Origin of the sequence: Chthonobacter rhizosphaerae, from assembly GCF_013839525.1 — a bacterium.
Taxonomy (GTDB): Bacteria; Pseudomonadota; Alphaproteobacteria; order Rhizobiales; family Pleomorphomonadaceae; genus Chthonobacter; species Chthonobacter rhizosphaerae.
On the sequence record NZ_JACDIS010000001.1, the window covers coordinates 388040 to 413089 of the forward strand.

Consider the following 25050-nt stretch of genomic DNA (forward strand, 5'->3'; position numbering starts at 1 on the left):
CGAACCCGGCGCGGCCGGTCCGGTCAGACCGCCTCCAGCACCGGGGCGCCCGGAACCGCGGCCGGCGCGCGCTCGCCGGAAAGGCGCCGGCCCGTGCCGGCGTCGAACAGCTGCACCTCGCCCGCGGGCACGTCCACGCCGAACCGGTCGCCCGGCGACAGGTCCCGCCCGTCGGAGAGGCTCACCACCACCATGGCGCCGCCGGTCGTGCCGTGGACGAGGCGCGCCGCGCCGAGCTCCTCGGAGAATTCGAACACGGCGTCGAGGCCCTGGCCGGGCCGCGCCATGCGGGCGGCTTCCGCCCGGAAGCCCGCCATCACGCGCCCAGCGCCCGCCCCGGCCCAGCGCTGCCGGTCGTAGGCGAGCCGCTGGCCGCCCTCCAGGTGGACGACGCCGGCGCCCGGGTCGAGAGTGCCGGGCAGCAGGTTGAGGCCCGGCGTGCCGATGAAGCCCGCCACGAACGTGCTCTCCGGCCGGCCGTAGACCTCCTTCGGCGTGCCCACCTGCTCCACCTTGCCGGCGTTCATCACCACGATCCGGTCGGCCAGCGTCATCGCCTCCACCTGGTCATGGGTGACGAACAGGGTGGTGGTGCCGAGCCGCTGGTGCAGCTTGCGGATCTCCACCCGCATGGCGACGCGCAGCCGCGCGTCGAGGTTCGACAGCGGCTCGTCGTAGAGGAAGACCTTGGGCTCGCGGATCATCGCCCGCCCCATGGCGACCCGCTGGCGCTGGCCGCCGGAAAGCTGGCCGGGCTTGCGGTCGAGAAAGTCCTCAAGGCCGAGGGAGGCCGCCACCGCCTCCACCTTCGCGCGCCGCTCCGCCTTGCCGAGCCCCGCCACCTTCAGGGCGTAGCCGATGTTGTCGGCAACCGTCATGTGCGGATAGAGCGCGTAGTTCTGGAACACCATGGCGCAGCCGCGCTCGCGCGGCTCCAGCCGGTTCACCACCCGCCCGCCGATGGCGATCTCGCCGGCCGAGATGGCCTCCAGGCCGGCGATCATGCGCAACAGCGTGGACTTGCCGCAGCCCGACGGGCCCAGGATGACGACGAACTCCCCCGCCCGGACGGCGAGGTCGACCCCGTGGACGACCTGGACCTTGCCGTAGGTCTTCTTCACGCTGCGGATGGCGATCTCGGCCATGGAACGGCTCCGTCACTTGTCGGTGGAGATGAGGCCGCGCACGAACCATCGCTGCAGCAGGATGGTGACGAGCACGGGCGGCGTCAGAACGATGAGATTGGCCGCCATGGCGACGTTCCAGATCGGCGGCTCGCCGAAGGCCGGGCCGGGCGTGATCTTCTGCAGCTGCATGGTCGCGGTGGCGAAGGTCTGGTGGTCGGTCACCACCAGGAGCGGCCAGAGATACTGGTTCCACGACCAGACGAACATGATGGTGGCGAGCGCCGCCATGTTGGTCTTGGAGAGCGGCATCAGCACCTCCAGGAAGAAGCGGACCGGGCCGGCGCCGTCCATCTTGGCGGCCTCGGTCAATTCGTCCGGAACGGTCAGGAAGAACTGCCGGTAGAGGAAGGTGCCGGTGGCCGTGGCGATCAGCGGCAGGATCAGGCCCGAATAGGTGTTGAGGAGGTTCCACTCGGGCAGGTCGACCGACAGGCCGACGGCGTCGAACATGGCCTGGAACGGGCGCAGCGCGTCGGCCGCCACCGCGTAGGTGGGCACGATGCGCACCTCCAGCGGCAGCATCAGGGTCACGAAGATGACCCAGAACACCAGCATCCGGAGCCGATAGTTGAAGTAGACGATCGAGAAGGCCGACAGGGCCGCGATCACGATCTTGCCCACCGTCACGCCGAGCGCCACGATCAGCGAGTTCACCATCACCCGGTCGAAGTTGCCCTTCTGCCAGGCGACCGCCAGGTTCTCCGCCAGGTGGTCGCCCGGCCACAGCGGCATCGGCACCTGGTTCACCGTGTGGAAGTCGTGGCTCGCCGCCACGAACACGATCCAGAGCGGCATCAGGAGAAGGACGAGCCCGGAGACGAGCACCAGGTGGGTGACGAGGTTGAGCAGGGGCGTGCGCTCGATCATGGCGTCCTCTCAGGAGTAGTGCACGCGCCGCTCGATGAAGCGGAACTGGAGGAAGGTGAGGCTGACGACCAGAACCATCAGGACGATCGACTGGGCCGCCGCCAGGGAATAGTCCTTCCCCTGGAAGCCGTCCGAATAGATCTTGTAGACCATCAGGTCCGTGGCCCGGGCCGGCCCGCCGTTGGTGGTGATGTCCACGATGCCGAAGCTGTTCACGAAGCTGTCGGTGATGTTGATGATCACCAGGAAGAAGAGGGTCGGGGTGATCAGCGGCAGCTGGATGTCGCGCATCCGCCTGAGGACGCCGGCGCCGTCCATCGCGCCCGCCTCCACCAGCGTGCGCGGAATGGACTGGAGCGCCGCCAGGAAGAACACGAAGTTGTAGCCCGCCATGTTCCAGGCCTGCGCCATGATGATCAGCGCCAGCGCGTCCGTGCCGTCGAGGGCGGGGTTCCAGAGGTTGGGGAACACCCGGTTGATCGCCGACACGAAGCCGGCGTCCGGCGCGAAGATGAACCGGAACGCGAGGCCCACCGCCGGCGCCGCCAGGGCGTAGGGAATGAAGTAGGTGAACTTGTAGATCTGGTGGCCGGCGAGACGCCTGTCGACGAAGAGCGCCAGGAGCACCGCGATGGCGAGCGAGAGCGCCGTCGTCAGGAGCGCGAAGATGACCGAGACGCGAACCGAGTTCCAATACTTCGGATCGGCGAACACGGTCTCGAAGTTCATCCAGCCGACCCACTGGTTCGAGCCGCCGAACGGCGGCTCCAGAGTGACGGCCCAGTAGAGCGCCTCGCCCGACGGCCAGTAGAAGAACACGAACACGAGCAGGAGCTGCGGCGCCACGAGTGCGGCGGCGAGCCAGAGGTTGGAGAAGGTGGCGCGTTTTTCCACGGGATCGGCCGCTCTCGTGTCATCCGGATGGAAGGAAGGCGGCGCCGCGGGTCGCGCGGCGCCGCCGGTGCCGGGAGGCGCGATCAGGGCAGAGCGGCGCCCTTGTAGGTCTGCTCGTAGCGGCGCAGGATGTCGTTGCCCGCCTTCACGGCGTCGTCGATGGCGACCTGCATCTCCTTCTGGCCGGTGAAGGCCGCCTCGAGCTCCGAGCGGAGCTGGGCGCGGATGGAGGTGAAGTTGCCGAGGCGGATGCCGCGCGACAGCGGGCCGACCTCGGAGGCGGTCAGGGACTGGATGGCGATCTCGCGACCGGCATACTTCGGATCGGCGTAGAAGCCTTCGGCCTTCAGGAACTCGAAGCCCGCGGTCGTCACCGGGATGTAGCCGGTGTTGGAGACCATGAACTTCTCGCCGGTGTCGGAGGCGGTCACATACTTCAGGAAGGCGGCCGCGGCCTCGTATTCTTCCTTCGACTTGCCTTCCATCACCCAGAGCGAGGCGCCACCGACGAGCGAATTCTTGCGGGCCGCGGCGTCGATCACCGGCAGCATGGCGACGCCCCAGTTGAGGTCGGCCGCCTGGGTGTTCTTCACCGTGCCGTGGTTGGCGATCGAGGTGATCATGGAGGCGCAGGACTTGTCGGCGAACGCCTGGACCATGTTCTTGCCGACCTGGGCGGTCTGGATCTTGGCGTAGCCGGCGTCCAGCCAGGCCTTGTAGTCCTTCATGTGGTCCACGAAGGCGGTGGTGTTGAAGACGAGTTCGGCGCCGAGGCCGCCGTAGCCGTTGTCCAGGCTGGCGATCGGCAGGTTGTTGGTGGCCGAGAACTGCTCCAGGTTCTGCCAGGTGTCGAAGTCGAACGCGAAGCCGCACTCGACGCCGGCGGCCTTGAGGGCCTTCAGGTCCTCGCCGAACTCGGCCCAGGTCTTCGGAGCCTCGGACTTGCCGATCTTCGACCAGGCGTCCTTGTTCCAGTAGAACACGGCGGTGGAGGAGTTGTACGGGAAGGACCACATCTCGCCGCCGGCGGTGGCGTAGTAGTTCTTGATGCCCGGGAAATAGCCGTCCCAGTCGACCTGCAGGCCATAGTCCTCGGCGAACTTCTTGGCCGGGTAGATGGCGCCGGAGAGCATGAAGTTCACGGTGCCGGCGTCGTAGATCTGCACGATGGTCGGGTGCTGCTTGGCCCGGTAGGCCGCGATGGTGTTCTGCTCGGCCTTGTCATAGCCGCCCTGGCCCGTGCACACCGCCTCGTACTTGTCCTGGCTCTCGTTGAAGAGCTGGCAGTGCTTGGCCATCACCTCGCCGAGGTCGCCGGTGAGGCCGTACCAGTATTCGAACTTGATGCGCTCGGCGGCGCCGGCCGTGCCGGCGGACAGCGCGACGGCGGCGGCCGTCGCGAGGAAGGAAACGCGGGTCATTCGTGCTCTCCGGAAGGCTCCGGGCCCAGTCGGCCCGCCGCCCCTCGTAGCGAGCCCGAATGACAGGCTGACAACCGACCGATTGCGCCGCGATGACGGTTCCACGGCGCTTTGATGAACCGTCCGGCCGACCGCCCCGCGGGACGGCCGGAGCCGCCGGCGGTCCGTTTCGGCCTCCCCGCCGCGCGGTCGTCAGACGCCGAAGTCGCGGATCTCGAACACGTTGCCGCCGCTGGTCACGAACCGGCGGGCGGACACCCGCTCCACCGTGTAGCACTTCTCGCCGCCGGCCCGCATGGCCCGCCATGCGGTGCAGATCCGGTTGCCCTCCAGCGTCCAGCGCCCGGCATCCGCCTCCGCGCGCGGGCTGTCCACGGTGATCTCCGCCCGCCCGTCCGGCGCGAGCACCAGGCCGCCCGCGTGCCAGCCGCCCTCCTCCCACCAGCCGATCGCGTGCCCGACGAGCTCGTCGCGGATCTCCTCGGCGGTGAGTTCGGTGGCCGCCGCCGGAGCGGTCAGGCCCGAGAGCGCGACGAGGACGGGAACGAGACGGCGGGCCATGGGAGGTCTCCGGCTGATGCACAGTTGGATGACAGTGTGATGACGTTTGCCGGCTTCTGTCCAGCATCCGTTGGGGACAGGATCATGAAGAGGGCGCCCGGCTTGTTCCCGGCCGTCAACGAACCGTCACCGCCGTGTCAGCAGGGCGACATGCCCGCGCGTTTATGTGACTCTCGACGACGGGGATCGGCCGCCGTCCGGCATGTCGCCGACGTGGGGCATGTGGCCGCCCCGGAACGACCCGACACCGACCACAACGAAGGACATCGACCATGCTGGCGAACGGAGTTCAAGGAACCGGCATATCCGCCCACAAGCGGCTGAACGACCTGTCGGATTTCGGCGCCGAGCTCGACATGATCGAGGCCCTCGGCGTGGAGACGATCGAGCTGCCGACCTACGACATGGACATTGTCGTGGGCGGGCGTATCCGCCGCCCGCAGATGGAGGCGCTGAAGCGCGCCTGCGCCGGGCGGAGCGTCGTCTACTCGGTACACGGCCCCCTCGCCATCAACTTCATGGACGAGGCCTACCGGCTGCAGCGCCATTTCGACGTTCTCGCCGCCTCCCTGGAGGTGGCCGCGGAGGTCGGCGCCGGCAACTACGTGATTCACTCCGGCCTCGCCCCCATGCAGCAGGGCGCCGGCCTGGAGGCCGCCTACGCCCGGCAGCGCGAATGGCTCGCCAGGAGCGGCGACATGGCCCGCCAGCTCGGCCTAACCCTTTGCGTGGAAACGCTGTTCGCCGGTTTCGACGGCACCGTGCACGCCTCCTCGCCGCGCCGCCTCGCCGAGGAGCTGGCGGCGATCGGCCACCCGGCCGTGATGGCGACCCTCGACTTCAGCCACGCCTACCTGAAGCTCGACTACGACGGCGTCCGGACCACCTTCGTTGACGAGGTCGCGGCGCTGGCGCCCTATGCCAAGCACTTGCACATGCACGATAGTTTCGGCCGCCAGGACGACATCTGGATGTTCACCGAGGGCGAGCGGCTGGCCTACGGCCACGGCGACCTGCACCTCCCCGTCGGCTGGGGCGACATCCCGTGGGACGACCTGATGGACGCCTGCCGCTTCCCCGAAGGCGTGGTGTTCAACATCGAGCTCAAGGACCGCTACTGGTACGCCGCCGAGGAGTGCGTCGCCGCCACCAAGGCCCTCGCCGCCCGCGCCGTGACCCTGCGGTCCGCCGAAGCCGCCGAGTGACCCTGCCGGCCTCTCGGCCGGCGACTCGACCCGAAAGCGCCGGCGTCTCGGCCGGCGACCCGACCCGAAAGCGCCGGCCTTTCGGCTAGCGACCCGACCCGAAAGCGCCGGCCACTCGGCCGGCGACCCCGGACCTGACGGCGCCCGGCAGCCCGCCGGCGCATCCGCCCGGCCGCGGTCCGGCCGGAGGGGGACGCATGATGACCGACCAGCCCGCCCTGCCCGCTCCGCCTTCCGCCGAACCGGCCGACCGGCTGCTGGCCGACCTGATCGCGCTCCGCGCCGCCGTTCTCGCCGAGGCCGGGGAGCGCCTCGCGCGGCTCGCGCCCGGCGGCGACGCGGGTGCCGGAATCCACAACCTGGCCAACTACCTGGCGCTCCGCGGCCACGACCTGCGCCCGCTCCAGCGCCGCCTGATGAGCCGCGGCCTCTCGTCCCTCGGCCGGCTGGAAAGCCGCGTCCTGCCGACCCTCGACGCGGTGATCGAGGCCGCGGCCGCCCTTGCGGGCGCACCCTCCCCGACCGCCGCGCCCGATCCCGCCGCCTTCTTCGCCGGCGAAACCCGGCTCGCCGCCGAGGCCGACCGGCTGCTCGGGGAGGCGCCCGGCCACCGCCGCACCCGCATCATGGTGACGCTGCCGAGCGAGGCCGCCGGCGACCCCGGGCTCGTCATCGACCTCGCCCGCCGCGGCATGGACGTCGCCCGGATCAACTGCGCCCACGACGGCAGCATCGCCTGGCGCGCCATGGCGGCCCACGTGCGCACCGCGTCCAGCCTGACCGGCCGCCGCCTGACCGTGCTGATGGACATCGCCGGCCCGAAGATCCGCACCGAAGCCGTCGCGACGCCGGACAAGAAGGCCCGCATCGCCGCCGGCGACGCGATCCGCTTCGTCGCCGAGGGCGAGCCCCGCCCCACGGCGGACGCGCCGTTCTCGGCGGTCGTGTCCCTGCCGGACCTGGTCACCCGCCTCGCGGTCGGCGACCGCGTCCGCTACGACGACGGCAAGCTGGAGGGCGTGGTGGAGAGCCTCGCGCCCGGAGAAGCGGTGGTGCGGGTCCGGCGCGCCAAGACCGGCGGCGTGAAGCTGAAGTCGGAAAAGGGCCTCAACCTGCCGGACACCGCGCTCGGCCTGTCGCCCCTCACCGCCAAGGACGAGAACGACCTCGCCACGGTGATCGAGTGCGCCGACATGCTCGGCTATTCCTTCGTGAGCCGCCCGGAGGACCTGGACCTTCTGGAGGACGCCCTCGCCCGGCGCGGCGCCACGGAGAGCCGTCTCGGCCTCGTCGCCAAGATCGAGCGGCCCGAAGCGGTGCGCAACCTGCCGGCGCTGATCGCCCGGGCGAGCGGCCGCCGTCCCTTCGGCGTGATGATCGCCCGCGGCGACCTCGCCGCCGAGATCGGCTTCGAACGCCTCGCCGAGATGCAGGAGGAGATCCTCTGGATCTGCGAGGCCGCCGGCGTCCCGGCCGTCTGGGCCACCCAGGTGCTGGAGGATCTGGTCAAGGACGGGGTTCCGTCCCGAGGCGAGATGACGGATGCCGCCATGGCGGCGCGCGCCGAATGCGTGATGCTGAACAAGGGACCGGAGGTTGGCCGGGCGATCGAGCTCATCGACCGGCTGCTCTCCCGCATGGACGGGCACGTGTTCAAGAAGACCCCGACGCTGCGCGCCCTCGCGTCCTGGTGAAGACCGCCGGCGTCAATAGGCGAGGTCGTGCAGCCCCGCCGCCAGCACCCTGATCCCGGCGACGATGTCGTCGAGGGACGAAAACTCCTCCGGCGTGTGGCTGCGCCCGTCCTTCGATCGGACGAACAGCATCACGACGCGGGCGATCTCCGCCATTTGCTGGCTGTCGTGGCCGGCGCCGCTCGCCATGGTGAGGAACGGAATGTCCTGCCGCCGCGCCGCGTCCTCGAAGGTGCGGACCAGCGCCGGGTCGGACAGGCACGGGGCGTGGTCGACCAGGATCTCCCAGGAGATGTCGAGCCCCCGGCGCGCCGCGACCTCGCGCATCAGCGCCTCGTGGCGGGCGTAGAGCAGCGCCCGCATGGCCGGGTCGGGATGGCGGGCGTCCACGGTGAAGCGCACCGTGCGCGGCACGATGGCCGGATAGTTCGGATCCGCCGAGACCCGGCCGACGGTGGTGACCGCCGGCCGGCCCATGCGATGAGCCGTGTCGATCACTCCGCCGGCGATCTCGGCGAAGCCCGCCATCGGGTCGCGCCGAAGGTCCATCGGAAAGGCGCCGGCGTGGTTCTGCTCGCCCGTGAGCGTCACGTGGTAGTGTCGCATGCCCGTGATGGCGTCCACCACCGCGACCGGCTTCCCCGCCTGCTCCAGCACGGGCCCCTGCTCGATGTGGAGTTCCACGAAGACGTCGATGTCGTCCCGCCCCGCCTCCGGAATGCGCGCCGGATCCAGACCGACCGCCCGCATGGCGTCGGCCATGGTCTCGTCCTCGTAGCCGCGCATAGTCTCCGCGTCGCCCTGGCGGACGGCGCGGGTCACCGCGCGCGAGCCCCAGAAGTTGGCCGACGGAAAGCGGCTGCCCTCCTCCTCGCAGAAGGCCAGGGCTTCCAGCGTGCGCTTCGGGCGCCCGAACCGCCGGAACAGCGCCTCGATCGCCACGAGACCGCCGATCGACCCGAGCGCGCCGTCATAGCGGCCGCCGGGCTTCTGGCTGTCGATGTGCGACCCGGACACGATGGAACCGCCCGGCTCGGTTCCGGCGAGCCGTCCCCACACATTTCCGACCGCGTCGCGGCGCACCTCAAGCCCGGCATCCGCGCACCAGGCCGCATACTGGTCCGTGGCCGCCACCCACTCGGCCGAATAGACCGTCCGCCAGACGCCGGTGTCGAAGCAGGCGCCATGGCGCGCAAGGTCCAGGATGCGTCGCTCCACCAGCGACGGATCGATGTCGACGCTGACCCCCATGCCACCCTCCCTTCCATCCGCCGTCCGCCGCCCCCCCTGGGCGACCGCCTCCCCCGCCCCTCCGGCCGGTCAACCCGCCGCCCGGTGGCCGGCCCTGTCCATCGCGGAGGCGATCGTCCGGCAGGGACGACGATCCAGGCCGGCGAAACGAGCGTGCCGAACAGGCGCTGCCCGCATGATCGGGCGGATCCGCGCCGTCCCGGCCGTCGCGGCGGCCGGGAGACTGGAGGACGGTCCGGTTCGTTCGAGCCTGACGGCCACCCGGCGGTCGGGCAAGGCGAATTGCTCGCCATCGACGCTGAAAGAAACGACACGGGAATCCTGCAGCCGCGCATCGGCCGTCGCCGATGCGGTCCCAAGACCGACTTTCAACCCGCGCTGGGAGAAGCCACGCGGCCCCCACGCCGGCTCGGATCGGCGGCCGGTGACAAGGCCCCAAGACAGACACCCGTCCGGTGCCGGCGGAAACCACATGGACGGCACGCGGTCTCGGATCGGCGGCCGACGATGCGGTCCCGGGACCGACACCCGACCGGCGCCGGCGGAACCACAGGGACGGCGCGCGGTCTCGGATCGGCGGCCGACGATGCGGTCCCGGGACCGACACCCGTCCGGTGCCGGCGGAAACCACAGGGACGGCACGCGGTCTCGGATCGGCGGCCGACGATGCGGTCCCGGGACCCACCGCAAGATCCGCCTTCCCGCTGGACATCGCCCGGTTCCCTCGCTATATCACCGCCCGTCGACCGCTCCCGCCGACGCCATCGTCGCCGGGACACACCACCAGGCGCCCTCCCCAGCCGCCCTGCCAAGCAGCGAGCGGCAACCGGGAAGGATCCAGGTCACGGAGAGGTGGCAGAGTGGTTGAATGCACCGCACTCGAAATGCGGCATGCTCGCAAGGGCATCGGGGGTTCGAATCCCTCCCTCTCCGCCATTGTTTTCGTCTAAGCCATTGCGTTCAATTGAACTTTGGCGTTTGCGACTGTTCCTACCCTGTTTATCGCCCCAAGAGTCTGTTGATATGGAACGCCGATTCGCATGAGCCTTCGTGCGACTCCGCTCCTCTGAGCCTGATGCCTGCGTTAGCGCCAACTTGACCAGTTTTAGAGATCTGCGTCATGGCGGCGGGATGGAACTCGTCCCTGGTCCTGTTCAAACCACGCAGCCTTGATCGGTCTAGGCGTTCGGGCCGGCTTTGAACGCTTCTACGTGCCGGCTTGGGATATGGCTGGCGCGCTTCCTCCGCCAGACATATGGCAGATAAGCCAGTGGTTATAGTTGAAATAGGCTCGCGAGCGTTCACGAGCGGCAGAATGCAGCAGGTGCGCGGCTGATCCAATCGCAAACGCAGCTTCGGAATTGAAAGCCCCAAAGCCAATCCGCACAAAATCGGTGCACAGTGCCTTTTTTCTGGCGTTTCGAAATGCCGCCAGCGTGTGCTTATGCTTTCCTTCTAGGCAATCTTTTTGCGACAGTCTCTTGAAGAGAAATCGGAGTTCCTGTTAGTGTCCTCGCAACAAGAAATTTTGTTGCGCTCAAAGAACGCGGCAAAGCGAGGAAACAACAGGGAGACCGTGGCATGTCCACATTATCGCAGCCGTCCCCGCGGCGCGAAACGCTACCCCATGCCCTGGGCGAGGGCATCCCGGACCGGATCGACTTCTCCGAAGGCGGGTCCGCGATCAGGCGCGGCGTCCTCCTGGCCCTGGCGGCCGGTGGCGGCGTGGCGCTCGGCGTGACCGCCGAGGCGACCGGCTCGACCGCCTTCACGGCCTCGATGCTCGGCGGCCTTGCGTTCGCCGGCGGCCTTCTGTCCACCTGGTCCCCGTGCGGCTATTCCAGCCTCTGCCTCCTCCGCCCGATCGGCCGGTGGTCGGCGCAGACGATCCTGCGCTGGATGCCCACCTTCGCGGCCCACGGCCTCGGCTATGCGGCGGGCGCCCTCATTCTCGGCGCTGTCCTCGGCGGCGCCGGCGCGCTCCTCGGCTTCGACGGGCTGACCGGCGGCATTCTTGTGGCGCTCGCCCTCGGCGCGCTCCTCTACGGCGCCCACCAGTTCGGCTTCGTGCGGGTTCCCTATCCGCAGCGCCGGGCGCAGGTGCCGCACGACGCGCGCCAGCGCTTCTCCATGCCCTTCATCGGCGGGCTCTACGGCATCGCCCTCGGGCTCAACTACCTGACCTACGTGCAGACGCCGATCCTCTACCTGGTTACGGCCGCCGCCCTTCTCTCCGGCGATGTGGCGAGCGCCATCGGCCTCTTCGCGCTGTTCAACCTTGGCCGGTTCCTGCCCATTGCCGTCAATCTCTTGCCGGTGACGGACGTGCAGGTTCAGACGTGGCTGGCCAACCGCCAGGAAGCGGCCGCGACCCTCGACGGGGCGCTCCTGACCGCGGCGGGCATGGCCCTCCTCGTCACCGTGGTCCTCTGATCCCGGCGCGACAAGGCGCCGGCCCCTACCCTCGACACCGACCTATCCGCACTCCGCCTGAATAAAGGGAGGACAATGATGACTCATGCCTATCGCCCGGGGAAAGCCAGCCTCAGGAGCGGGATCGCCCTGTCCGCCGTCCTGCTTGCCCTGACTGCGCCGACCGGTGCCCTCGCCCAGGACACCCAGACCCCGACCGCCCAGACCCAAACGCCAGCTGAGACCGCTCCGGCCCCGCTCGCGGCCGGGGAGACGCACGGCACCCGAGCTGCGGCTGAAGCCGCCGCCCACCTCGCCGCCGGCGGCGAGGACGAGCCAGTCGTCCTGCAGGCCCCGGCCCCGGACGCCCGCCGCGTCTACGTGAACGACCCGGCCCACTTCGCGGCGATCACCCAGCAGTACATCGTCGACGGCAACACGGCCCGCGTGGTCGGCATGGTGGACGCCGGCTTCCTGCCCAACCCGGTGGTGGCGAGCGACGGCTCGTTCTTTGGCCACGTCAGCAGCGTGTGGTCCCGTATCGCGCGCGGCGAGCGGACGGACTACGTGGAAGTGTTCGACCCCGTCACCCACGAACCGACGGCCGACATCGAGCTGCCGAACACGCCCCGCTTCCTGGTCGGCACCTATCCGTGGATGTCGGCGCTCACGCCGAACAACAAGACCCTGCTCTTCTACCAGTTCTCTCCGACGCCGGCCGTCGGCGTGGTGGACCTCGCCGGCAAGCGCTTCGACCGCATGATCGAGGTGCCGGACTGCTACCACATCTTCCCGTCCAGCGATCAGACCTTCTACATGCACTGCCGTGATGGCAGCCTCCTGAAGGTCACGCGCGGCGAGGGCGGCGAGCCGCAGACCCAGAACACCGAGGTGTTCCACCGCGAGGACGAATACCTCATCAACCACCCGGCCTATTCGCCGAAGAACGGCCGCCTGGTCTGGCCCACCTACACGGGCAAGATCTTCCAGGCGGACCTCGGCGGCGAGAACGCCACCTTCCGCGAGCCCATCGAGGCGTTCACGGAGGAGGAGAAGCAGGCCGGCTGGGCGCCGGGCGGCTGGCAGCAGGTGGCCTATCACCGCGACAGCAACCGCATCTTCCTGCTCGCCGACCAGCGTCCGCAGTGGACGCACAAGACCCCGAGCCGGTTCGTGCTCGTGATCGACGCGGAGACCGGCCAGCGGATCGCCCGCTACGACCTCGGCCGCAACATCGACTCCATCGCGGTCAGCCAGGACGCGGAGCCGCAGCTCTACGCCCTCTCCACCGTGGAGCGGACGCTCTTCATCCACGACGCCGCCACCGGCGAGGAGACCAGCTCCGTCGATCAGCTGGGTCACGGCCCGCAGGTCATCACCACCGCCGACATGTGAGGCCGACATGACGCTCCCCGCCGATCCCCTGTTCGCGACTTTCGTCAGGGCCTTCCTGGTCATGCTGTTCCTCGGCGCGGCCATGTCCAAGCTGCCCCGCCGGGAGGAGTTCTACGGCGTGGTCCGGAACTTCCGGATCCTGCCGGAAGCCCTGGCCCGGCCGGTGGCCCTCGCCCTGCCGGTCGCCGAACTGGTCATCGCCGGGGCGCTTCTCGCCTCTCCGACAGCTCCCGCCGCCGCGCTCGCGGCGGCGGCCCTCCTCGCCGTCTTCGGGGTGGCCATCGCCGTCAACGTCCTGCGAGGCCGCACCGCCATCGACTGCGGCTGCCTGCGCGGCGGCATGAAGCAGCCGCTCGGCTGGATGCTGGTCGCCCGCAACGGCGTGTTCGCGGCGGCCGCCGTCTGGCTCTCCCTCACCCTCTCGACCGCCGGACCGGCCGACGTCCTGTCCCTCACCGTCGGCACGGCCGCCGCGGCCCTCGCCATGCTCATTACCCTCGGCGCGTCCCTCCTCGGCGGGCTTGCCGCCGCGGGCCGCAGCCAGTCCTCGTCCTCCACCTGAAAGTCACGTCCAAATGACGCAGTTTCTCATCGCCTCGAACGTCCTGCTCTGGATCGGCCTTCTGGCCATGGGCGTGGTCATGCTCGGCCTCCTGCGCCAGATCGGCCTCCTGCACGAGCGCTCCTCGCCGATGGGCGCCATGATCACCGACCATGGCCCCGACGTTGGCGACCTGGCGCCGAGCTTCGAGGTCGCCGACATCCACGGCAAGCCGGTCCGCATCGGCGGCCCCGGTGAGGGCGGACGCTCCACGCTCCTGATGTTCACCGCGCCGACCTGCCCCGTGTGCGACAAGCTCTTCCCGATCATCAAGTCGATCGCCCGGGCCGAAAAGGTCTCGGTCGTCATGATCAGCGACGGGGATGCCGTCGAGCACGAGCGCTTCCTCGCCAAGCACGACCTCGGCGGCATCCGCTACGTGGTCTCGGCCGAGGTCGGAATGCGTTTCCAGGTGGGCAAGATCCCCTACGGCGTCCTGCTCGATCCGACCGGCGTGATCCGCTCCAAGGGCCTGACCAACACCCGCGAGCACCTGGAAAGCCTGCTCGAGGCCGACCGCAGCGGCTTCTCCTCCATCCAGCAGTTCATGGCCAGCCGGCGCAAGGGCCGCCACGAACATGGATCCAACGCCGCCTGACGATCCGCGGCGTCTCAGCTTCGCTCTGCAATCAAAAGGAACAATGCCATGATGGGGAAATCGCACTTCGATGATCTGTTCGAGACGCTGTCCCGCAAGGTCGCCGGACACACCAGCCGCCGCGGCTTCCTCGGCCGGGTGGGCACGGCGGTCGCAGGCGTCGCGCTCGTGCCGCTGCTGCCGGTGGACCGGCGCGGCCGCGTGAGCCGGGCCAACGCCGCCGAGGGCGCCGCCGACCCGCGCCGCAAGTGGACGCCGCAGGACACCGACGTGCAGGCCTGCGACTACTGGCGCCACTGCTCGATCGACGGCAACATCTGCGACTGCTCGGGCGGTTCGCTCACCAACTGCCCGCCGGGCACCAAGCTGGCCTCCAGCTCCTGGGTGGCGAGCTGCTACAACCCGACCGACGGCCAGAGCTACCTCATCTCCTACCGCGACTGCTGCGGCAAGAACGTGTCGGGCCGCTGCGGCTGCCTGAACACCGAGGGCGAGCTGCCGGTGTACCGCCCCGAGTTCGGCAACGACATCATCTGGTGCTTCGGCGCCGAGGATGACGCCATGACCTACCACTGCACGATCTCGCCGATCGTCGGAAAGGCCTGAGCCCTCCCGTGCGCCGACGGCCGCGCAAACCCCCGGCGCACCCCAGGTCCCAAAACAACGCTTATCCAAGGAATGCTGCCATTATGCGTACCCTCGTGTCCGCGACGCTCTGCCTGACCCTTCTTTCGGCTCCGGCCTTCGCGGCTGACTCGATCCAGGTCATCACCGACGGGAACGCCGCCGCCGGCGGCGCCACCGTCGAAATCGCCAAGATGAAGTTCGCCACGCCGGAAGTGACCGTGAAGGCCGGCGAGGCCGTCACCTGGACGAACACCGAAGCGCTTCCCCACAACGTCCACTTCAAGACCGGCCCGGGCCTGACCGAGGAGCACGAGGGCCCGATGCTGCGGTCCAAGCAGACCTACACGGTGCAGTTCAACGAGCCCGGCACCTACGAATACATCTGCACGCCACATCCCTTCATGAAGGGCAAGGTGGTGGTCGAGTAGCCGCGGACCGGAGACGCGCCGATGTGGATCCCCTACGGACTGAGCGAAGCGGCGAAACCGGAGAGCGAGCCTGCCGTCGTGCAGGCCTCGCGCGACGACCGGACGATGCGCGACATCCTGGTCGGGTTCACCGTCCGCAATCCGGTCACCCAGGCCTACGAGATCGACGTGGCGCTGGCGACCGCCAGCCCCGTCACCTCGGACTCCGTCGGCGGCTTGCCGGCGGAGATCTCCTTCCACGGCGTCGACGGTGGCGCCAAGGTGAGCGAGATCGTCTACCGGGCGAAGGGCGTCGATCCCTTCGCCGTACTCCACGACTGCCGCAAGGACCTGGAGGATCGCCTCGGCCGCTGGTCGGTGCAGCTCGGCCGCGGCATGGCCGTCGCCGGCTGGCGCCTCGCCGATCCGAAGAACCGCGCCCGCTGGCGCTGCACGCCGTTCCGGCCGAGCGCCCTTGCGCTCGAGATGACGCGCGCCGACCAGGCGCCCGCCGCGTTCGCGGGCGTGCTCGACCTCTACCGCCGCGCCCGGAACGCCACCGATCCGGCGTGGCGCCTGCTGCTCGCGACCGCCGTGCTCGACCTTTGGCGGGCCGGCCGCCAGCCTTTCGCGCCCGCCGACCGGGACGCGGAGCACAAGGTGACCTTCGACATGCTGATCTACAGCAATGCCCTCTCGACCGCGGCGGACCTTCAGGACCAGCCCTTCGCGGCCCTTCTCGCCCGCCTCGACGGCCGCCGGGCGACGGTCCTGTCCGTCCTTGACGGCGGCGCGGACCCGGCCGCGCTCGCGGCCGACGACGGCCTCTCGCCGATGGCGGATCTCGCCGATCTGGCGGCCCGGCACGTGCTCCTCGCCGCGCTCGCCGCCCGCGCCCACGAGGGAGAGTTCGCATGATGCGCCGCGTCCCGGGCCGGTGGGGGGGCCTGCTTCTCGGCCTCTGCCTTTCCGTCGCCGTGCCGTCGGGCGCAGTCGCGGCGCAGATCGCCCCGGTCGCCTCGCCGGCGGCCGGGGGCGTGCCTCTCGACGCGTTGAAGCAGACCTTCCGGCGCCCGGCCGCGACGCCCTTCCCGGAGACGAACCCGTACACGCGGGAGAAGGCCGCGCTCGGCAAGGCGCTCTTCTTCGACCCGCGCCTGTCGCGCACCGGGTCCGTGTCCTGCGCCAGCTGCCACAACCCCAGCCTGGGCTGGTCGGACGGCCTGCCGCGCGCGGTCGGATACGGCATGAAGCCGCTCGCCCGGCGCACCCCGTCGGTCCTCAATCTCGCCTGGGGGGCGGCCTTCCAGTGGGACGGTCGCGCTCCCTCCCTGGAGACGCAGGCCGTGATGCCCATCTCGGCACCGGACGAGATGAACATGACGATGGACCTGGTCGCCGAGCGCCTGAAGGCAATCGCCGGCTACCGGCCGCTGTTCGACGCGGCCTTCGGCCCGGGCGCAGAGATCGGCTCGGAGACGGTCACCGCCGCGCTCGCCACGTTCCAGCGCACGCTCGTTTCCGGCGAGGCGCCGTTCGACCGCTGGGTGGAGGGCGACGACCGGGCGATCGGTCCCGAGGCGGTGCGCGGCTTCCAGCTCTTCACCGGCAAGGCCCGCTGCAGCAGCTGCCACGCCGGCTGGCGGTTCACCGACGACAGCTTTCACGACATCGGCCTTCACACCACGGACCTCGGCCGCGGCAAGTTCGTGCCGCCGGCGGTCGTCGCCATGCAGCATGCGTTCAAGACGCCGTCGCTGCGCGACCTGCGGCTCCAGGGCCCGTACGGCCACAACGGCGGCCTTGCGTCGCTCGACGCCGTGCTCGACCACTATGCCCGGGGCGGCGAGAAGCGGCCGAGCCTCTCCTACGAGATGCGCGCGCTGGAGCTTTCGCCCGCCGAGCGCGCCGACCTCGTCGCCTTCCTCAAAACGCTCCAGGCGCCGCCGGCGCCCATCGAGCTGCCCCTGCTTCCATGAAGAGGCCTGAATGACGCTGCATAGAACGCTTACCCGATGGACCGTCGCCGCCATCCTCGCGATGGCGGCTTTTGCGTGCGGCCCCGCCGCCGCCGAAGACTTCGAAATCGTGGTGCACCACGCCGAGATCAATGACGTCCGGATCAGCCCGAAGGTGGGCGACACCCTGACCTTCGTGAACGAGGCCGGCATCGCGCACAACCTCTACGTCACCTACCCGGACGGCACGTCGGTCACCCTGGACACCCAGCCCCCCGGCACCCGCCGGTCCGTCACCCTGACCCAGAGCGGACCGGCGGTCGTCCGCTGCTGGATCCATCCCATCATCCGCATGGACGTGACCGTCGGGCCGGCCGCCGAGTAGCGCGGCGGCTCGCGGCCGGGCGTTCGGAAGGAGCGCTGCGATGACCAGGAAGAGCACCATGAACCGGCGCGAGGTGCTGGCGAGCGTCGCCAAGGCCGGCGGAGTGACCTGTCTCGCCGGCCTCGCCCTCACGGCCTACGTGGAGTCGACCAGCAAGGCGGAGGCGACGGCCCTCCGCCCGCCCGGCGCACTCCCGGAGGACGACTTCCTGTCGGCCTGCGTGCGCTGCGGCCTCTGTGTCCAGGCGTGCCCCTACGACACGCTCCACCTCGCCACCCTCGGCGATCCGGCGCCGCTCGGAACGCCTTTCTTCCTGGCGCGGGACACGCCGTGCGCCATGTGCCGCGACATCCCCTGCACCCGCGCGTGCCCGACCGGCGCCCTAGACGCGGGCCTCACCGACATCCGCGAGGCGGACATGGGCGTCGCGGTCCTCGTCGGCCACGAGACGTGCCTGAACTACAAAGGCATGACCTGCAGCATCTGCCACCGGGTCTGTCCGATCCGCGACGAGGCGATCACCCTGGAGCGACAGACCATCGACGGCCGGAGCCTCGTCATCCCGACGGTCCACTCCGACCGCTGTACCGGCTGCGGCACCTGCGAGAAGCACTGCGTGCTCGGGCACGCGGCCATCCGGGTGCTGCCGCGCGATCTCGGCCTCGGCGGCAAGGGCCGGAACCAGGCGGGGCGCCCGACATGACGACCGCCCGCCTCACGCCGACCCGCTTCGCCGCCGCCTGCCGCCGTCTCGCCATCGCCGAGAAGGGCTGGCTGCGCGCCCACAAGTGGTGGCTGCTCCGCCGCGCCTCGCAGGCCGGCGCGCTCCTCGTTTTCCTTGTCGGCCCGGTGCTCGGCCTCTGGGTCGCGTCGGGCAATTTCGCGTCGAGCTCCATCCTCGGCGTCGTGCCGCTCAGCGATCCCTATATCCTGCTCCAGTCCGTGGTGGCGGGTCATGCGCCCGCCACGACCGCATTGACCGGCGCGCTCCTGATCGTCGTCTTCTACGCGATCGTGGGCGGGCGCGCCTATTGCGGCTGGATCTGCCCGGTCGGAGTCATCACCGACACGGCCCACTGGTTGCGCGAGAAGCTTGGCATCACCCGCGACCGCAAGCTCGATCGCCGGACCCGCTGGTGGGTCCTTAGCGGCACCCTGCTGGCGTCCGTGGCGACCGGCTCGGTCGCCTGGGAGTTCGTCAATCCGGTCAGCATGGTGCAACGAGGCCTGATCTTCGGCGTCGGCTTCGGCTGGGCCATCGTCGCCGCCGTCTTCCTGCTCGACCTGGTGGTGACGCGACGCGGCTGGTGCAGCCATCTCTGCCCCGTCGGCGCCTTCTACGGCATTGTCGGCACGGTCAGCGCCACCCGTGTCGCCGCCGCCCGGCGGGAGGACTGCACCAACTGCGGCGCCTGCTTCTCGGTCTGTACGGAGCCCCAGATCATCACGCCCGCCCTGAAGGGCGACGGCACGCGCCTGATCCGTTCCGGCGCCTGCCTCAACTGCGGCGGCTGCATCGACGTCTGCCCGGTGGACGTGTTCGAGATGACCGCCCGGGGCTGGGCCGCCGACCCCGCCGGCAAGGATGCCGCCGTCCGGCAGGATCTCGAGCCCCCCGCGCCGGCCCGTGAAGCCGCCTGACTGGCGTTCCTCCGCCGCCTGGCCGCGTGCCCCGCGCCGGAGGGTCGCCGCTCAAGTCAGGTGCCCGGCACCTTGTTCGTCCCGGCGACCGCATGGCAGACGTCCGCCATTGTCGTTGCTTGAGCTACTATAATTCCACGGGATCAAGCGCTTCAAACTATTGTTACCCTAGAAGCAAACTGGGCGACATCTGCTTGCGAGATGGTCCTGCCTTTGTAGCCGGTGACCTGCCACTGCCTCTTTCCTCCACGTCGCGTTCGAGTCCGGCCTGATCGACGACGTGACCCGGGAGTGCCTTGCAGCGATCCCGGACACGTCCATCTCCGGACGCCGCGTCGCGCGGGAACTGACGACCCTGATCGCCAGGCGCGGCAAGCCGGGCATGATCGTCTCCGATCACGGGACGGAGTTCACCCCCGCCTTCGCGGGGGCAGGCTCTCGAACGCCATGCTCGCCTGAGCGTCCGAGCAGCGGGTGACTTGGCACTTCATCGCGCCGGGCAAGCCGATGCAGAACGCTTGACGCGAGAGCTTCAACGGCCGCATGCGCGACGAGCTCCTGAACGAGAGCCTGTTCTTCGGCCTCGACCATGCCCGGGCGAAGATCGCCGCCTGGGCGGACGACTACAACCGGAGCCGACCTCGCTCGGCTCTCGGCTCACGGCTACCAGGCCCCGACCGTCTATGCGGCCAATCTCAACGCAATGGCCGATCGGCTGCGCAACCCAGACCAGCTCCGCCGATCGACCATTGCTCCACCCGCGCCAGACGGCGCACAATCCGCCGAGGCTCTAATCGCCGCTGGATGAAAGTTCAGTGGCAGGTCATCACCCGGAAGAGTTCAAGATCACCGAGCTCGGCAACTGGTCGATCAACCCGCGGATGGTGATCGCGCGCCGCTACGACCGTCCGATCCGCGCCTTCCTGATCGACCGCGGCCTGCAGGTGGACGAGGCGACCTTCGAGAAGATGCGCCACGAGGTCCGCCGCGCGCTGCGCCAGGTACACGAGACCCTCGGTCGGCACGCCGAGGGCGACTACCGCCCGGACCCGGACGCCGGCCGGTTCCCACCGGCCAAGATCATCAGGCACGCGCTTACGTCGGCGGAGGAGCGCAAGGCCAGGACGCGTGTCTCGCTGGCGCCGCCACTACAACACAAGGCGGCCACACTCCTCGCCCGGCTACCATCCGCCGGCACCCGCCGTGCCATGGCCGGCTGCCCTACCCCAACCCGCTTCGCCGGCCAGCTCAACCTTCGCCGAAAAGTCCACCATGCAATGGATTTGAACCGTGCCACCTCATGGGGGCAGGCCAGGCGGTTTGGCGTGACTGCCCGCACAAAGACTATAAACGCGCCGGGTTGCCTGCATGCCTACAGCGGCTTGTCCTGCAGCAGCTTGCCACTCAACAAATCTCGAGCCTCGCTCGCCCCCTCGTCCGTCAAAGTCGCAGGACCGGCCTCGAGTGGTGCGTTGCCACGCCTGCTATGCTGCTCGATATCATCGACCAGCATCTTCATTTCGGCGATTTCCTTGACTTGATCGCGGATAATCCGGTCCGCGAGATAGCGCACGCGCGGATCACGGATGTCGGCGCGCCGCGCATTGTTGATGGCGATGGAGTGATGAGGAATCATCGACTTCATGAAATTCGTGTCGCCGATGAGCGCCTGGCTGCGGTTCACCACCAGCAGCGCCGCGCATCCGATGATCGCGACCGCAAGGACAGCGATTTTCGCAGCCGCCGGCCGATACATGCGCCACATGAAAGCCAGCATGACTGCCGTCATCACGCAGCCCATGACCAAAGAAGAGACGAGCCGGGTCAAGCTGAACAGTGCATGATCCCAGCTGTAGACGAGTTGGTACATCAGGAAAAACATGATGACGGTCGAGGTGGTGATCATCGCAGCGAAGCGGCCCCAGCCCATGCTCATCGTCTGCTGCTGATCCATCGCAGTCTCCTTTCAATTCTGAAGCTGAACGGGCGACAGGAGCTGTAGGTTCACTATCCCGCTCCCGTCACCTTGGCCTCAGGTCATAGGCACCCCTCCGCCGGCGAATCCGCCGTTCTCGCTCCTGCCCCTCGCGACCCATCGAACCGATCAATCCGTCGAGATCCGTGGACTTCGCCGTACAGCCACAGGCCCATGCCTGGCCCCGGAGCCTCCAGGGTTGGCTTGCGAGCCGGTTCCACTTGCAAGCCGCTCGGCCGACCTCGGGAGAGAGAAAGCCTCACGAGGAGAGAGCACGTACGACGGCGGTGACCTCATGGCTCCTGCGGAGGACATAGTCCTGCCGAAGCCGCAGGCGCACTGGAGTGTTCCGCCTCAGATCCGGGTCACCCGCAGCCTCAGCGCATTCACGATCACGCTGAAGGAGGACAGCGCCATGGCCGCCGCCGCGATGATCGGCGAGAGCAGAAGCCCCATGACCGGATAGAGCACGCCCGCCGCCACCGGAACCCCCGCTGCATTGTAGACGAAGGCGAAGAAGAGGTTCTGGCGGATGTTGGACATGGTCGCCCGGCTGAGCCGGCGGGCCTGGACAATGCCCATGAGATCACCGCGCAGCAGCGTCACGCCCGCGCTCTCCATGGCGACGTCCGTGCCGGTTCCCATGGCGATGCCGACGTCGGCAGCCGCCAGCGCGGGCGCGTCGTTGACGCCGTCGCCGGCCATGGCGACCACCCGGCCTTCGGCCCGGAAGGCGGCGACGATGTTGCCCTTGTCCTCCGGCAGCACCTCGGCCTTCACCTCGTCGATGCCCAGCCTGCGGGCGACGGCCTCGGCGCTGGTCCGGTTGTCGCCGGTCAGCATCACGATGCGGATGCCGGCGTCGTGCAGGGCGCGGATGGCGTCCGGCGTCGTCGGCTTCACGGGATCGGCGATGGCGAGCACGCCCGCCGGCCGGCCGTCCACGGCGGCCAGGATGGCGGTGGCACCGTCGCCGCGCAGACGATCGGCTTCCGCCTCGATCGCGGCCACGTCCGTTCCGATTTCGGCCAGATAGCGGGCATTGCCGAGCGCCACGGTGCGACCGCCGATCCGGCCGATGACGCCCTTGCCCGTCGGGCTGTCGAAGTCCTCCACCGGGTCGAGCGCGAGGCCCTTCTCCCTGGCGACCGCCACGATGGCGGCGGCGAGCGGGTGCTCCGACGCCTGTTCCAGGCTCGCGGCAAGGCGCAGCAGCTCGTCCTCGGTGAAGCCCGGCGACGGGCGGAGGGCCGTCACCTTGGGCTTGCCCTCGGTCAACGTGCCGGTCTTGTCGACGACGAGGAGGTCGACCTTTTCCATCCGCTCCAGCGCCTCGGCGTTCTTGATCAGAACGCCCGCCTGGGCGCCGCGGCCGACGCCCACCATGATCGACATGGGCGTGGCGAGCCCGAGGGCGCAGGGACAGGCGATGATCAGCACGCTGACCGCCGCGATCAGCCCATAGGCCATCGACGGCTCCGGCCCCCAGATCGCCCAGACGACGAAGGCGACGATGGCGATCAGCACCACGGCGGGCACGAACCAGGCGGACACCTGGTCGGCGAGGCGCTGGATCGGCGCGCGGGAGCGTTGCGCCTTGGCGACCATCTGCACGATCTGCGACAGCATCGTGTCCGCGCCGACCTTCTCGGCCCGCATCACGAAGGAGCCTTGGCCGTTGATCGTGCCGCCGATCACCGTGGCGCCGGCCGCCTTCTGAACCGGCAGCGGCTCGCCCGTGACCATGGATTCGTCCACGTTGGAGCGCCCCTCCAGCACAGCGCCGTCGAGCGGGACCTTGTCTCCGGGCCGCACGCGAAGCCGGTCACCGACCTGGACGTGGCCGAGCGCCACCTCCTCCTCCGAACCGTCCTCGCGGATGCGGCGGGCGGTCGCCGGGGCGAGGTTCAGAAGCGCCCTGATCGCGCCGGAGGTCTGCTCGCGGGCGCGGAGTTCCAGCACCTGTCCGAGCAGCACCAGCACGGTGATCACCGCCGCCGCCTCGAAGTAGACCGCCACCGATCCGTCGTGGCCGCGGAAGGCAGCCGGGAAGACGCCGGGCGCGAGGGTCGCGACCACGCTGTAGATCCAGGCGATCCCGGTGCCCATGGCGATCAGCGTGAACATGTTGAGCGCGCGGGCGACGAGCGAGTTCCAGCCCCGCACGAAGAAGGGCCAGCCCGCCCAGAGCACGACGGGCGTCGCGAGGATCATTTGCAGCCAGTTCGACGTCCGGCCGTCGATGATGTGGTCCAAGCCGAGGAAGTGCCCGCCCATCTCCAGCGCGACGACCGGGACCGATAGCGCGAGCCCGATCCAGAAACGCCGCGTCATGTCGCGCAGCTCTTCGCTCGGTCCTTCCTCGCCCGTGGCGATCTCCGGTTCGAGCGCCATGCCGCAGATCGGGCAGCTGCCGGGTCCGATCTGGCGGATCTGCGGGTGCATCGGGCAGGTGTATATCGTGCCCTCGGGAAGGGCTGTCGCGACGGGTGCGGGCTTCGGTTGCGTGTGACGGTCCGGAGCCGCCTTGAACTTGGTCTCGCAGCCGGACGAGCAGAAGAAGTAGGTCTCGCCGCCGTGCTCCGCCCGGTGAGGGGTGGTTGCCGGATCGACGTCCATGCCGCAGACGGGATCCTTCACCGACGTGTCGGGTACGCCGTGGCGGTGATGGCCGTGCGCGTGCCCGTGTGCATGGCCGCTGTGACGGTTGTGGTTTTGACCGCCATGGTCGTGGTTCGTATCCGAGGTCATGGAAGCCTCCGGGTTCGTGAACGACGCGACCCTGAGGCTTCCAGCCACTGGAAGGTCAAGGGGACAAGACGTGCCGCCCCGAACGGTTCAGATTCGGCGCTCCCGGCCCCTGGCGAGCGCGTTGTATACCGGTGCGAAGGCGAGGGCCGCCAGCCACGCGGCCGCGACGTTCGCCAGGGCCGCACCCGCCACGCCGGCGGCCGTCAGCGGCGGGTAGCCGCCGAACAGCGCCAGCCAGGCATGGGTGAAGGCAAGTCCCGGAGCCGCCAACGCCACGACCGCACAAGCGGCATAGATCGCCACCAGCGCGGCGGAAAGGGCGGCGCCGAGCGCCACGAAGTCGATCGGTCGTTCAGACATGGCCGTGGTCCTTTCGATTGCCGTGCCTGCCCTGGCCCCGGTGCAAGGCGAGGTGCAGCAGCGGGCAGGCAAGTATGAGCAGATAAGGCAGCGCCCCGAAGAGGTGCGCCCGGTGGTCGATCGCGGCAAGCGCGATCCCGGCGGTCAGCATCAGAAGGATGATCCGGCCCGACGCCGTTTCGGGAAAGCGGGACGCGGGCGTCATCGAGCCGCTCCCTTGTGAGCGAGGAGCCACCGGCGCAACTCGGCCACCTCGGCCTCCTGCGCGGCGATCACCCCTTCGGCGAGCTTCCGGATCTCCGGATCCTCCCCGAACTGGAGGACGGTTTCGGCCATCTCGATCGAGCCGCGGTGATGGGCGATCATGCCTCGCACAAAGTCGGCGTCCGCATTTCCGGAATAGTCCACCGCCATCCCGGCGTGCATGCGGGCGTTGGCGATCCGATAGGCCTTCGTCGACGCGCTGTCGTCGGCCCTGCCGCCCATTCCCATGGAGGGTCCGCCCGGCATGGCGCCGCCCGGCATCGGTCCTCCCGGGGCGCCGCCGCCCATCATCATCGGCATCCCGCCGGACGCCGTTCCGCCCATCATGCCCATGCAACCCATGTTGCCCATCATGCCTCCCATGCCTCCCATGCCTCCCATGCCTCCCATGCCGGTCGTGCCGGGCGCTCCCGACCGGGCAGTGGACGCGGCGGGCGCGCCCGAAGTGGCGGGTGAAGCCGGCGCGACCGGTTCGGCAGGGGCGGGAATCCCCTGGGCCAGGGGCGTCTCACCGCCCGGATGATGCACGGAATGGTCCTCGGCATCTTGGGCGAAGGCCGGCGCGGTGATGAGGAAGGTGGCGGCCGCGAGGGTGC

General features: G+C 69.4%; 25 protein-coding genes, 1 tRNA gene and 1 pseudogene. 15 read left to right on the forward strand and 12 right to left on the reverse strand.

The features are described 5' to 3' along the window. Window positions 1–23: 23 nt before the first annotated feature. The 5 genes from ugpC to HND91_RS01765 all read right to left on the reverse strand — a co-directional run bounded on the left by ugpC (window position 24) and on the right by HND91_RS01765 (window position 4930). Window positions 24–1145: a sn-glycerol-3-phosphate ABC transporter ATP-binding protein UgpC gene (ugpC, locus tag HND91_RS01745; RefSeq protein WP_181704790.1), complete on the reverse strand. Its 1122-nt coding sequence runs from the start codon at window positions 1143–1145 to the stop codon at window positions 24–26. Between the two features lie 12 nt (window positions 1146–1157). Beyond that, window positions 1158–2054 carry an ABC transporter permease subunit gene (locus HND91_RS01750; RefSeq protein ID WP_181704791.1) on the reverse strand — a complete coding sequence of 299 codons (897 nt, stop codon included), beginning with the start codon at window positions 2052–2054 and terminating at the stop codon, window positions 1158–1160. A gap of 9 nt (window positions 2055–2063) precedes the next feature. Continuing rightward, window positions 2064–2948: an ABC transporter permease subunit gene (locus tag HND91_RS01755; protein ID WP_181704792.1), complete on the reverse strand. Its 885-nt coding sequence runs from the start codon at window positions 2946–2948 to the stop codon at window positions 2064–2066. Between the two features lie 83 nt (window positions 2949–3031). Then, window positions 3032–4369, reverse strand: coding sequence for an extracellular solute-binding protein (locus HND91_RS01760; protein ID WP_181704793.1), 1338 nt, complete (start codon window positions 4367–4369; stop codon window positions 3032–3034). Between the two features lie 192 nt (window positions 4370–4561). Continuing rightward, the gene (locus tag HND91_RS01765) at window positions 4562–4930 is read right to left on the reverse strand and encodes a hypothetical protein (RefSeq protein ID WP_181704794.1); all 369 of its coding nucleotides are present in this window, start codon (window positions 4928–4930) and stop codon (window positions 4562–4564) included. Between the two features lie 272 nt (window positions 4931–5202). Between HND91_RS01765 and HND91_RS01770 the strand changes: the two genes are divergently transcribed. Further along, on the forward strand, window positions 5203–6135 hold the full coding sequence (locus HND91_RS01770; RefSeq protein ID WP_181704795.1) for a sugar phosphate isomerase/epimerase family protein: 933 nt from the start codon (window positions 5203–5205) through the stop codon (window positions 6133–6135). 197 nt (window positions 6136–6332) lie between these two features. Beyond that, window positions 6333–7829, forward strand: coding sequence for a pyruvate kinase (locus HND91_RS01775; RefSeq protein WP_181704796.1), 1497 nt, complete (start codon window positions 6333–6335; stop codon window positions 7827–7829). 12 nt (window positions 7830–7841) lie between these two features. On the opposite strand, the gene HND91_RS01780 is transcribed toward HND91_RS01775, so the two are convergent. Further along, window positions 7842–9080 (reverse strand): Zn-dependent hydrolase, encoded by a 1239-nt coding sequence (locus tag HND91_RS01780; RefSeq protein ID WP_181704797.1) that lies wholly within the window; start codon window positions 9078–9080, stop codon window positions 7842–7844. 846 nt (window positions 9081–9926) lie between these two features. Between HND91_RS01780 and HND91_RS01785 the strand changes: the two genes are divergently transcribed. From HND91_RS01785 to HND91_RS01845, 13 genes and pseudogenes are all read left to right on the forward strand, one after another. Further along, window positions 9927–10016: transfer RNA gene (locus tag HND91_RS01785), tRNA-Ser, on the forward strand. Between the two features lie 645 nt (window positions 10017–10661). Then, window positions 10662–11513, forward strand: a complete 852-nt coding sequence (locus HND91_RS01790) for a methylamine utilization protein MauF (protein ID WP_181704798.1) — start codon at window positions 10662–10664, stop codon at window positions 11511–11513. 78 nt (window positions 11514–11591) lie between these two features. Next, entirely contained in the window at window positions 11592–12887 is a 1296-nt protein-coding gene (mauB, locus tag HND91_RS01795; RefSeq protein WP_181704799.1) for a methylamine dehydrogenase (amicyanin) large subunit, read from the forward strand. 7 nt (window positions 12888–12894) lie between these two features. Next, complete coding sequence (locus tag HND91_RS01800; protein ID WP_181704800.1) at window positions 12895–13449, forward strand: MauE/DoxX family redox-associated membrane protein; 555 nt, start codon at window positions 12895–12897, stop codon at window positions 13447–13449. A 13-nt stretch (window positions 13450–13462) separates the two neighbouring features. Next, window positions 13463–14086 (forward strand): methylamine dehydrogenase accessory protein MauD, encoded by a 624-nt coding sequence (gene mauD / locus HND91_RS01805; protein ID WP_181704801.1) that lies wholly within the window; start codon window positions 13463–13465, stop codon window positions 14084–14086. Between the two features lie 48 nt (window positions 14087–14134). Beyond that, the gene (gene mauA / locus HND91_RS01810; RefSeq protein ID WP_181704802.1) at window positions 14135–14692 is read left to right on the forward strand and encodes a methylamine dehydrogenase (amicyanin) small subunit; all 558 of its coding nucleotides are present in this window, start codon (window positions 14135–14137) and stop codon (window positions 14690–14692) included. A gap of 83 nt (window positions 14693–14775) precedes the next feature. Continuing rightward, window positions 14776–15141 (forward strand): amicyanin, encoded by a 366-nt coding sequence (locus tag HND91_RS01815; protein ID WP_181704803.1) that lies wholly within the window; start codon window positions 14776–14778, stop codon window positions 15139–15141. A gap of 21 nt (window positions 15142–15162) precedes the next feature. Then, window positions 15163–16038 carry a methylamine utilization protein MauJ gene (locus HND91_RS01820; protein ID WP_181704804.1) on the forward strand — a complete coding sequence of 292 codons (876 nt, stop codon included), beginning with the start codon at window positions 15163–15165 and terminating at the stop codon, window positions 16036–16038. Next, the gene (mauG, locus tag HND91_RS01825) at window positions 16035–17099 is read left to right on the forward strand and encodes a tryptophan tryptophylquinone biosynthesis enzyme MauG (protein WP_246329242.1); all 1065 of its coding nucleotides are present in this window, start codon (window positions 16035–16037) and stop codon (window positions 17097–17099) included. Before HND91_RS01820 ends, mauG begins: the two co-directional genes overlap by 4 nt. A 10-nt stretch (window positions 17100–17109) precedes the next feature. Then, window positions 17110–17463: a cupredoxin domain-containing protein gene (locus tag HND91_RS01830; RefSeq protein ID WP_181704805.1), complete on the forward strand. Its 354-nt coding sequence runs from the start codon at window positions 17110–17112 to the stop codon at window positions 17461–17463. A 40-nt stretch (window positions 17464–17503) separates the two neighbouring features. Next, window positions 17504–18166, forward strand: coding sequence for a ferredoxin-type protein NapG (gene napG, locus HND91_RS01835; RefSeq protein ID WP_181704806.1), 663 nt, complete (start codon window positions 17504–17506; stop codon window positions 18164–18166). Further along, window positions 18163–19104 carry a quinol dehydrogenase ferredoxin subunit NapH gene (gene napH, locus HND91_RS01840; RefSeq protein ID WP_181704807.1) on the forward strand — a complete coding sequence of 314 codons (942 nt, stop codon included), beginning with the start codon at window positions 18163–18165 and terminating at the stop codon, window positions 19102–19104. Before napG ends, napH begins: the two co-directional genes overlap by 4 nt. A 241-nt stretch (window positions 19105–19345) precedes the next feature. Continuing rightward, window positions 19346–19912: pseudogene (locus tag HND91_RS01845) on the forward strand (integrase core domain-containing protein); the annotation flags it as partial. A gap of 4 nt (window positions 19913–19916) precedes the next feature. Here the strand turns inward: HND91_RS01845 and HND91_RS01850 are convergent. The 6 genes from HND91_RS01850 to copM form a co-directional block, all read right to left on the reverse strand. Continuing rightward, window positions 19917–20195, reverse strand: a complete 279-nt coding sequence (locus HND91_RS01850; RefSeq protein WP_181704808.1) for a hypothetical protein — start codon at window positions 20193–20195, stop codon at window positions 19917–19919. A 281-nt stretch (window positions 20196–20476) separates the two neighbouring features. Beyond that, window positions 20477–21058 carry a DUF305 domain-containing protein gene (locus HND91_RS01860; RefSeq protein ID WP_181704809.1) on the reverse strand — a complete coding sequence of 194 codons (582 nt, stop codon included), beginning with the start codon at window positions 21056–21058 and terminating at the stop codon, window positions 20477–20479. Between the two features lie 375 nt (window positions 21059–21433). After that, entirely contained in the window at window positions 21434–23830 is a 2397-nt protein-coding gene (locus tag HND91_RS01865) for a heavy metal translocating P-type ATPase (RefSeq protein WP_181704810.1), read from the reverse strand. An 87-nt stretch (window positions 23831–23917) separates the two neighbouring features. Next, on the reverse strand, window positions 23918–24190 hold the full coding sequence (locus tag HND91_RS01870) for a hypothetical protein (RefSeq protein ID WP_181704811.1): 273 nt from the start codon (window positions 24188–24190) through the stop codon (window positions 23918–23920). Further along, entirely contained in the window at window positions 24183–24395 is a 213-nt protein-coding gene (locus HND91_RS01875; RefSeq protein ID WP_181704812.1) for a DUF2933 domain-containing protein, read from the reverse strand. The genes HND91_RS01870 and HND91_RS01875 overlap by 8 nt, the downstream gene beginning before the upstream one ends. Then, window positions 24392–24700 carry a CopM family metallochaperone gene (gene copM / locus HND91_RS01880; protein WP_425485415.1) on the reverse strand — a complete coding sequence of 103 codons (309 nt, stop codon included), beginning with the start codon at window positions 24698–24700 and terminating at the stop codon, window positions 24392–24394. The genes HND91_RS01875 and copM overlap by 4 nt, the downstream gene beginning before the upstream one ends. Window positions 24701–25050 lie beyond the last annotated feature (350 nt).

Bases quoted from the DNA above. Each gene is read 5' to 3' on its own strand.
- ugpC (WP_181704790.1), bottom strand. From the start codon at position 1,145: ATGGCCGAGATCGCCATCCGCAGCGTGAAGAAGACCTACGGCAAGGTC.
- HND91_RS01750 (WP_181704791.1), bottom strand. From the start codon at position 2,054: ATGATCGAGCGCACGCCCCTGCTCAACCTCGTCACCCACCTGGTGCTC.
- HND91_RS01760 (WP_181704793.1), bottom strand. From the start codon at position 4,369: ATGACCCGCGTTTCCTTCCTCGCGACGGCCGCCGCCGTCGCGCTGTCC.
- HND91_RS01765 (WP_181704794.1), bottom strand. From the start codon at position 4,930: ATGGCCCGCCGTCTCGTTCCCGTCCTCGTCGCGCTCTCGGGCCTGACC.
- HND91_RS01770 (WP_181704795.1), top strand. From the start codon at position 5,203: ATGCTGGCGAACGGAGTTCAAGGAACCGGCATATCCGCCCACAAGCGG.
- HND91_RS01775 (WP_181704796.1), top strand. From the start codon at position 6,333: ATGATGACCGACCAGCCCGCCCTGCCCGCTCCGCCTTCCGCCGAACCG.
- HND91_RS01780 (WP_181704797.1), bottom strand. From the start codon at position 9,080: ATGGGGGTCAGCGTCGACATCGATCCGTCGCTGGTGGAGCGACGCATC.
- HND91_RS01790 (WP_181704798.1), top strand. From the start codon at position 10,662: ATGTCCACATTATCGCAGCCGTCCCCGCGGCGCGAAACGCTACCCCAT.
- mauB (WP_181704799.1), top strand. From the start codon at position 11,592: ATGACTCATGCCTATCGCCCGGGGAAAGCCAGCCTCAGGAGCGGGATC.
- HND91_RS01800 (WP_181704800.1), top strand. From the start codon at position 12,895: ATGACGCTCCCCGCCGATCCCCTGTTCGCGACTTTCGTCAGGGCCTTC.
- mauD (WP_181704801.1), top strand. From the start codon at position 13,463: ATGACGCAGTTTCTCATCGCCTCGAACGTCCTGCTCTGGATCGGCCTT.
- mauA (WP_181704802.1), top strand. From the start codon at position 14,135: ATGATGGGGAAATCGCACTTCGATGATCTGTTCGAGACGCTGTCCCGC.
- HND91_RS01815 (WP_181704803.1), top strand. From the start codon at position 14,776: ATGCGTACCCTCGTGTCCGCGACGCTCTGCCTGACCCTTCTTTCGGCT.
- HND91_RS01820 (WP_181704804.1), top strand. From the start codon at position 15,163: ATGTGGATCCCCTACGGACTGAGCGAAGCGGCGAAACCGGAGAGCGAG.
- mauG (WP_246329242.1), top strand. From the start codon at position 16,035: ATGATGCGCCGCGTCCCGGGCCGGTGGGGGGGCCTGCTTCTCGGCCTC.
- HND91_RS01830 (WP_181704805.1), top strand. From the start codon at position 17,110: ATGACGCTGCATAGAACGCTTACCCGATGGACCGTCGCCGCCATCCTC.
- napG (WP_181704806.1), top strand. From the start codon at position 17,504: ATGACCAGGAAGAGCACCATGAACCGGCGCGAGGTGCTGGCGAGCGTC.
- napH (WP_181704807.1), top strand. From the start codon at position 18,163: ATGACGACCGCCCGCCTCACGCCGACCCGCTTCGCCGCCGCCTGCCGC.
- HND91_RS01860 (WP_181704809.1), bottom strand. From the start codon at position 21,058: ATGGATCAGCAGCAGACGATGAGCATGGGCTGGGGCCGCTTCGCTGCG.
- HND91_RS01865 (WP_181704810.1), bottom strand. From the start codon at position 23,830: ATGACCTCGGATACGAACCACGACCATGGCGGTCAAAACCACAACCGT.
- HND91_RS01870 (WP_181704811.1), bottom strand. From the start codon at position 24,190: ATGTCTGAACGACCGATCGACTTCGTGGCGCTCGGCGCCGCCCTTTCC.
- HND91_RS01875 (WP_181704812.1), bottom strand. From the start codon at position 24,395: ATGACGCCCGCGTCCCGCTTTCCCGAAACGGCGTCGGGCCGGATCATC.
- copM (WP_425485415.1), bottom strand. From the start codon at position 24,700: ATGCCGGGCGGACCCTCCATGGGAATGGGCGGCAGGGCCGACGACAGC.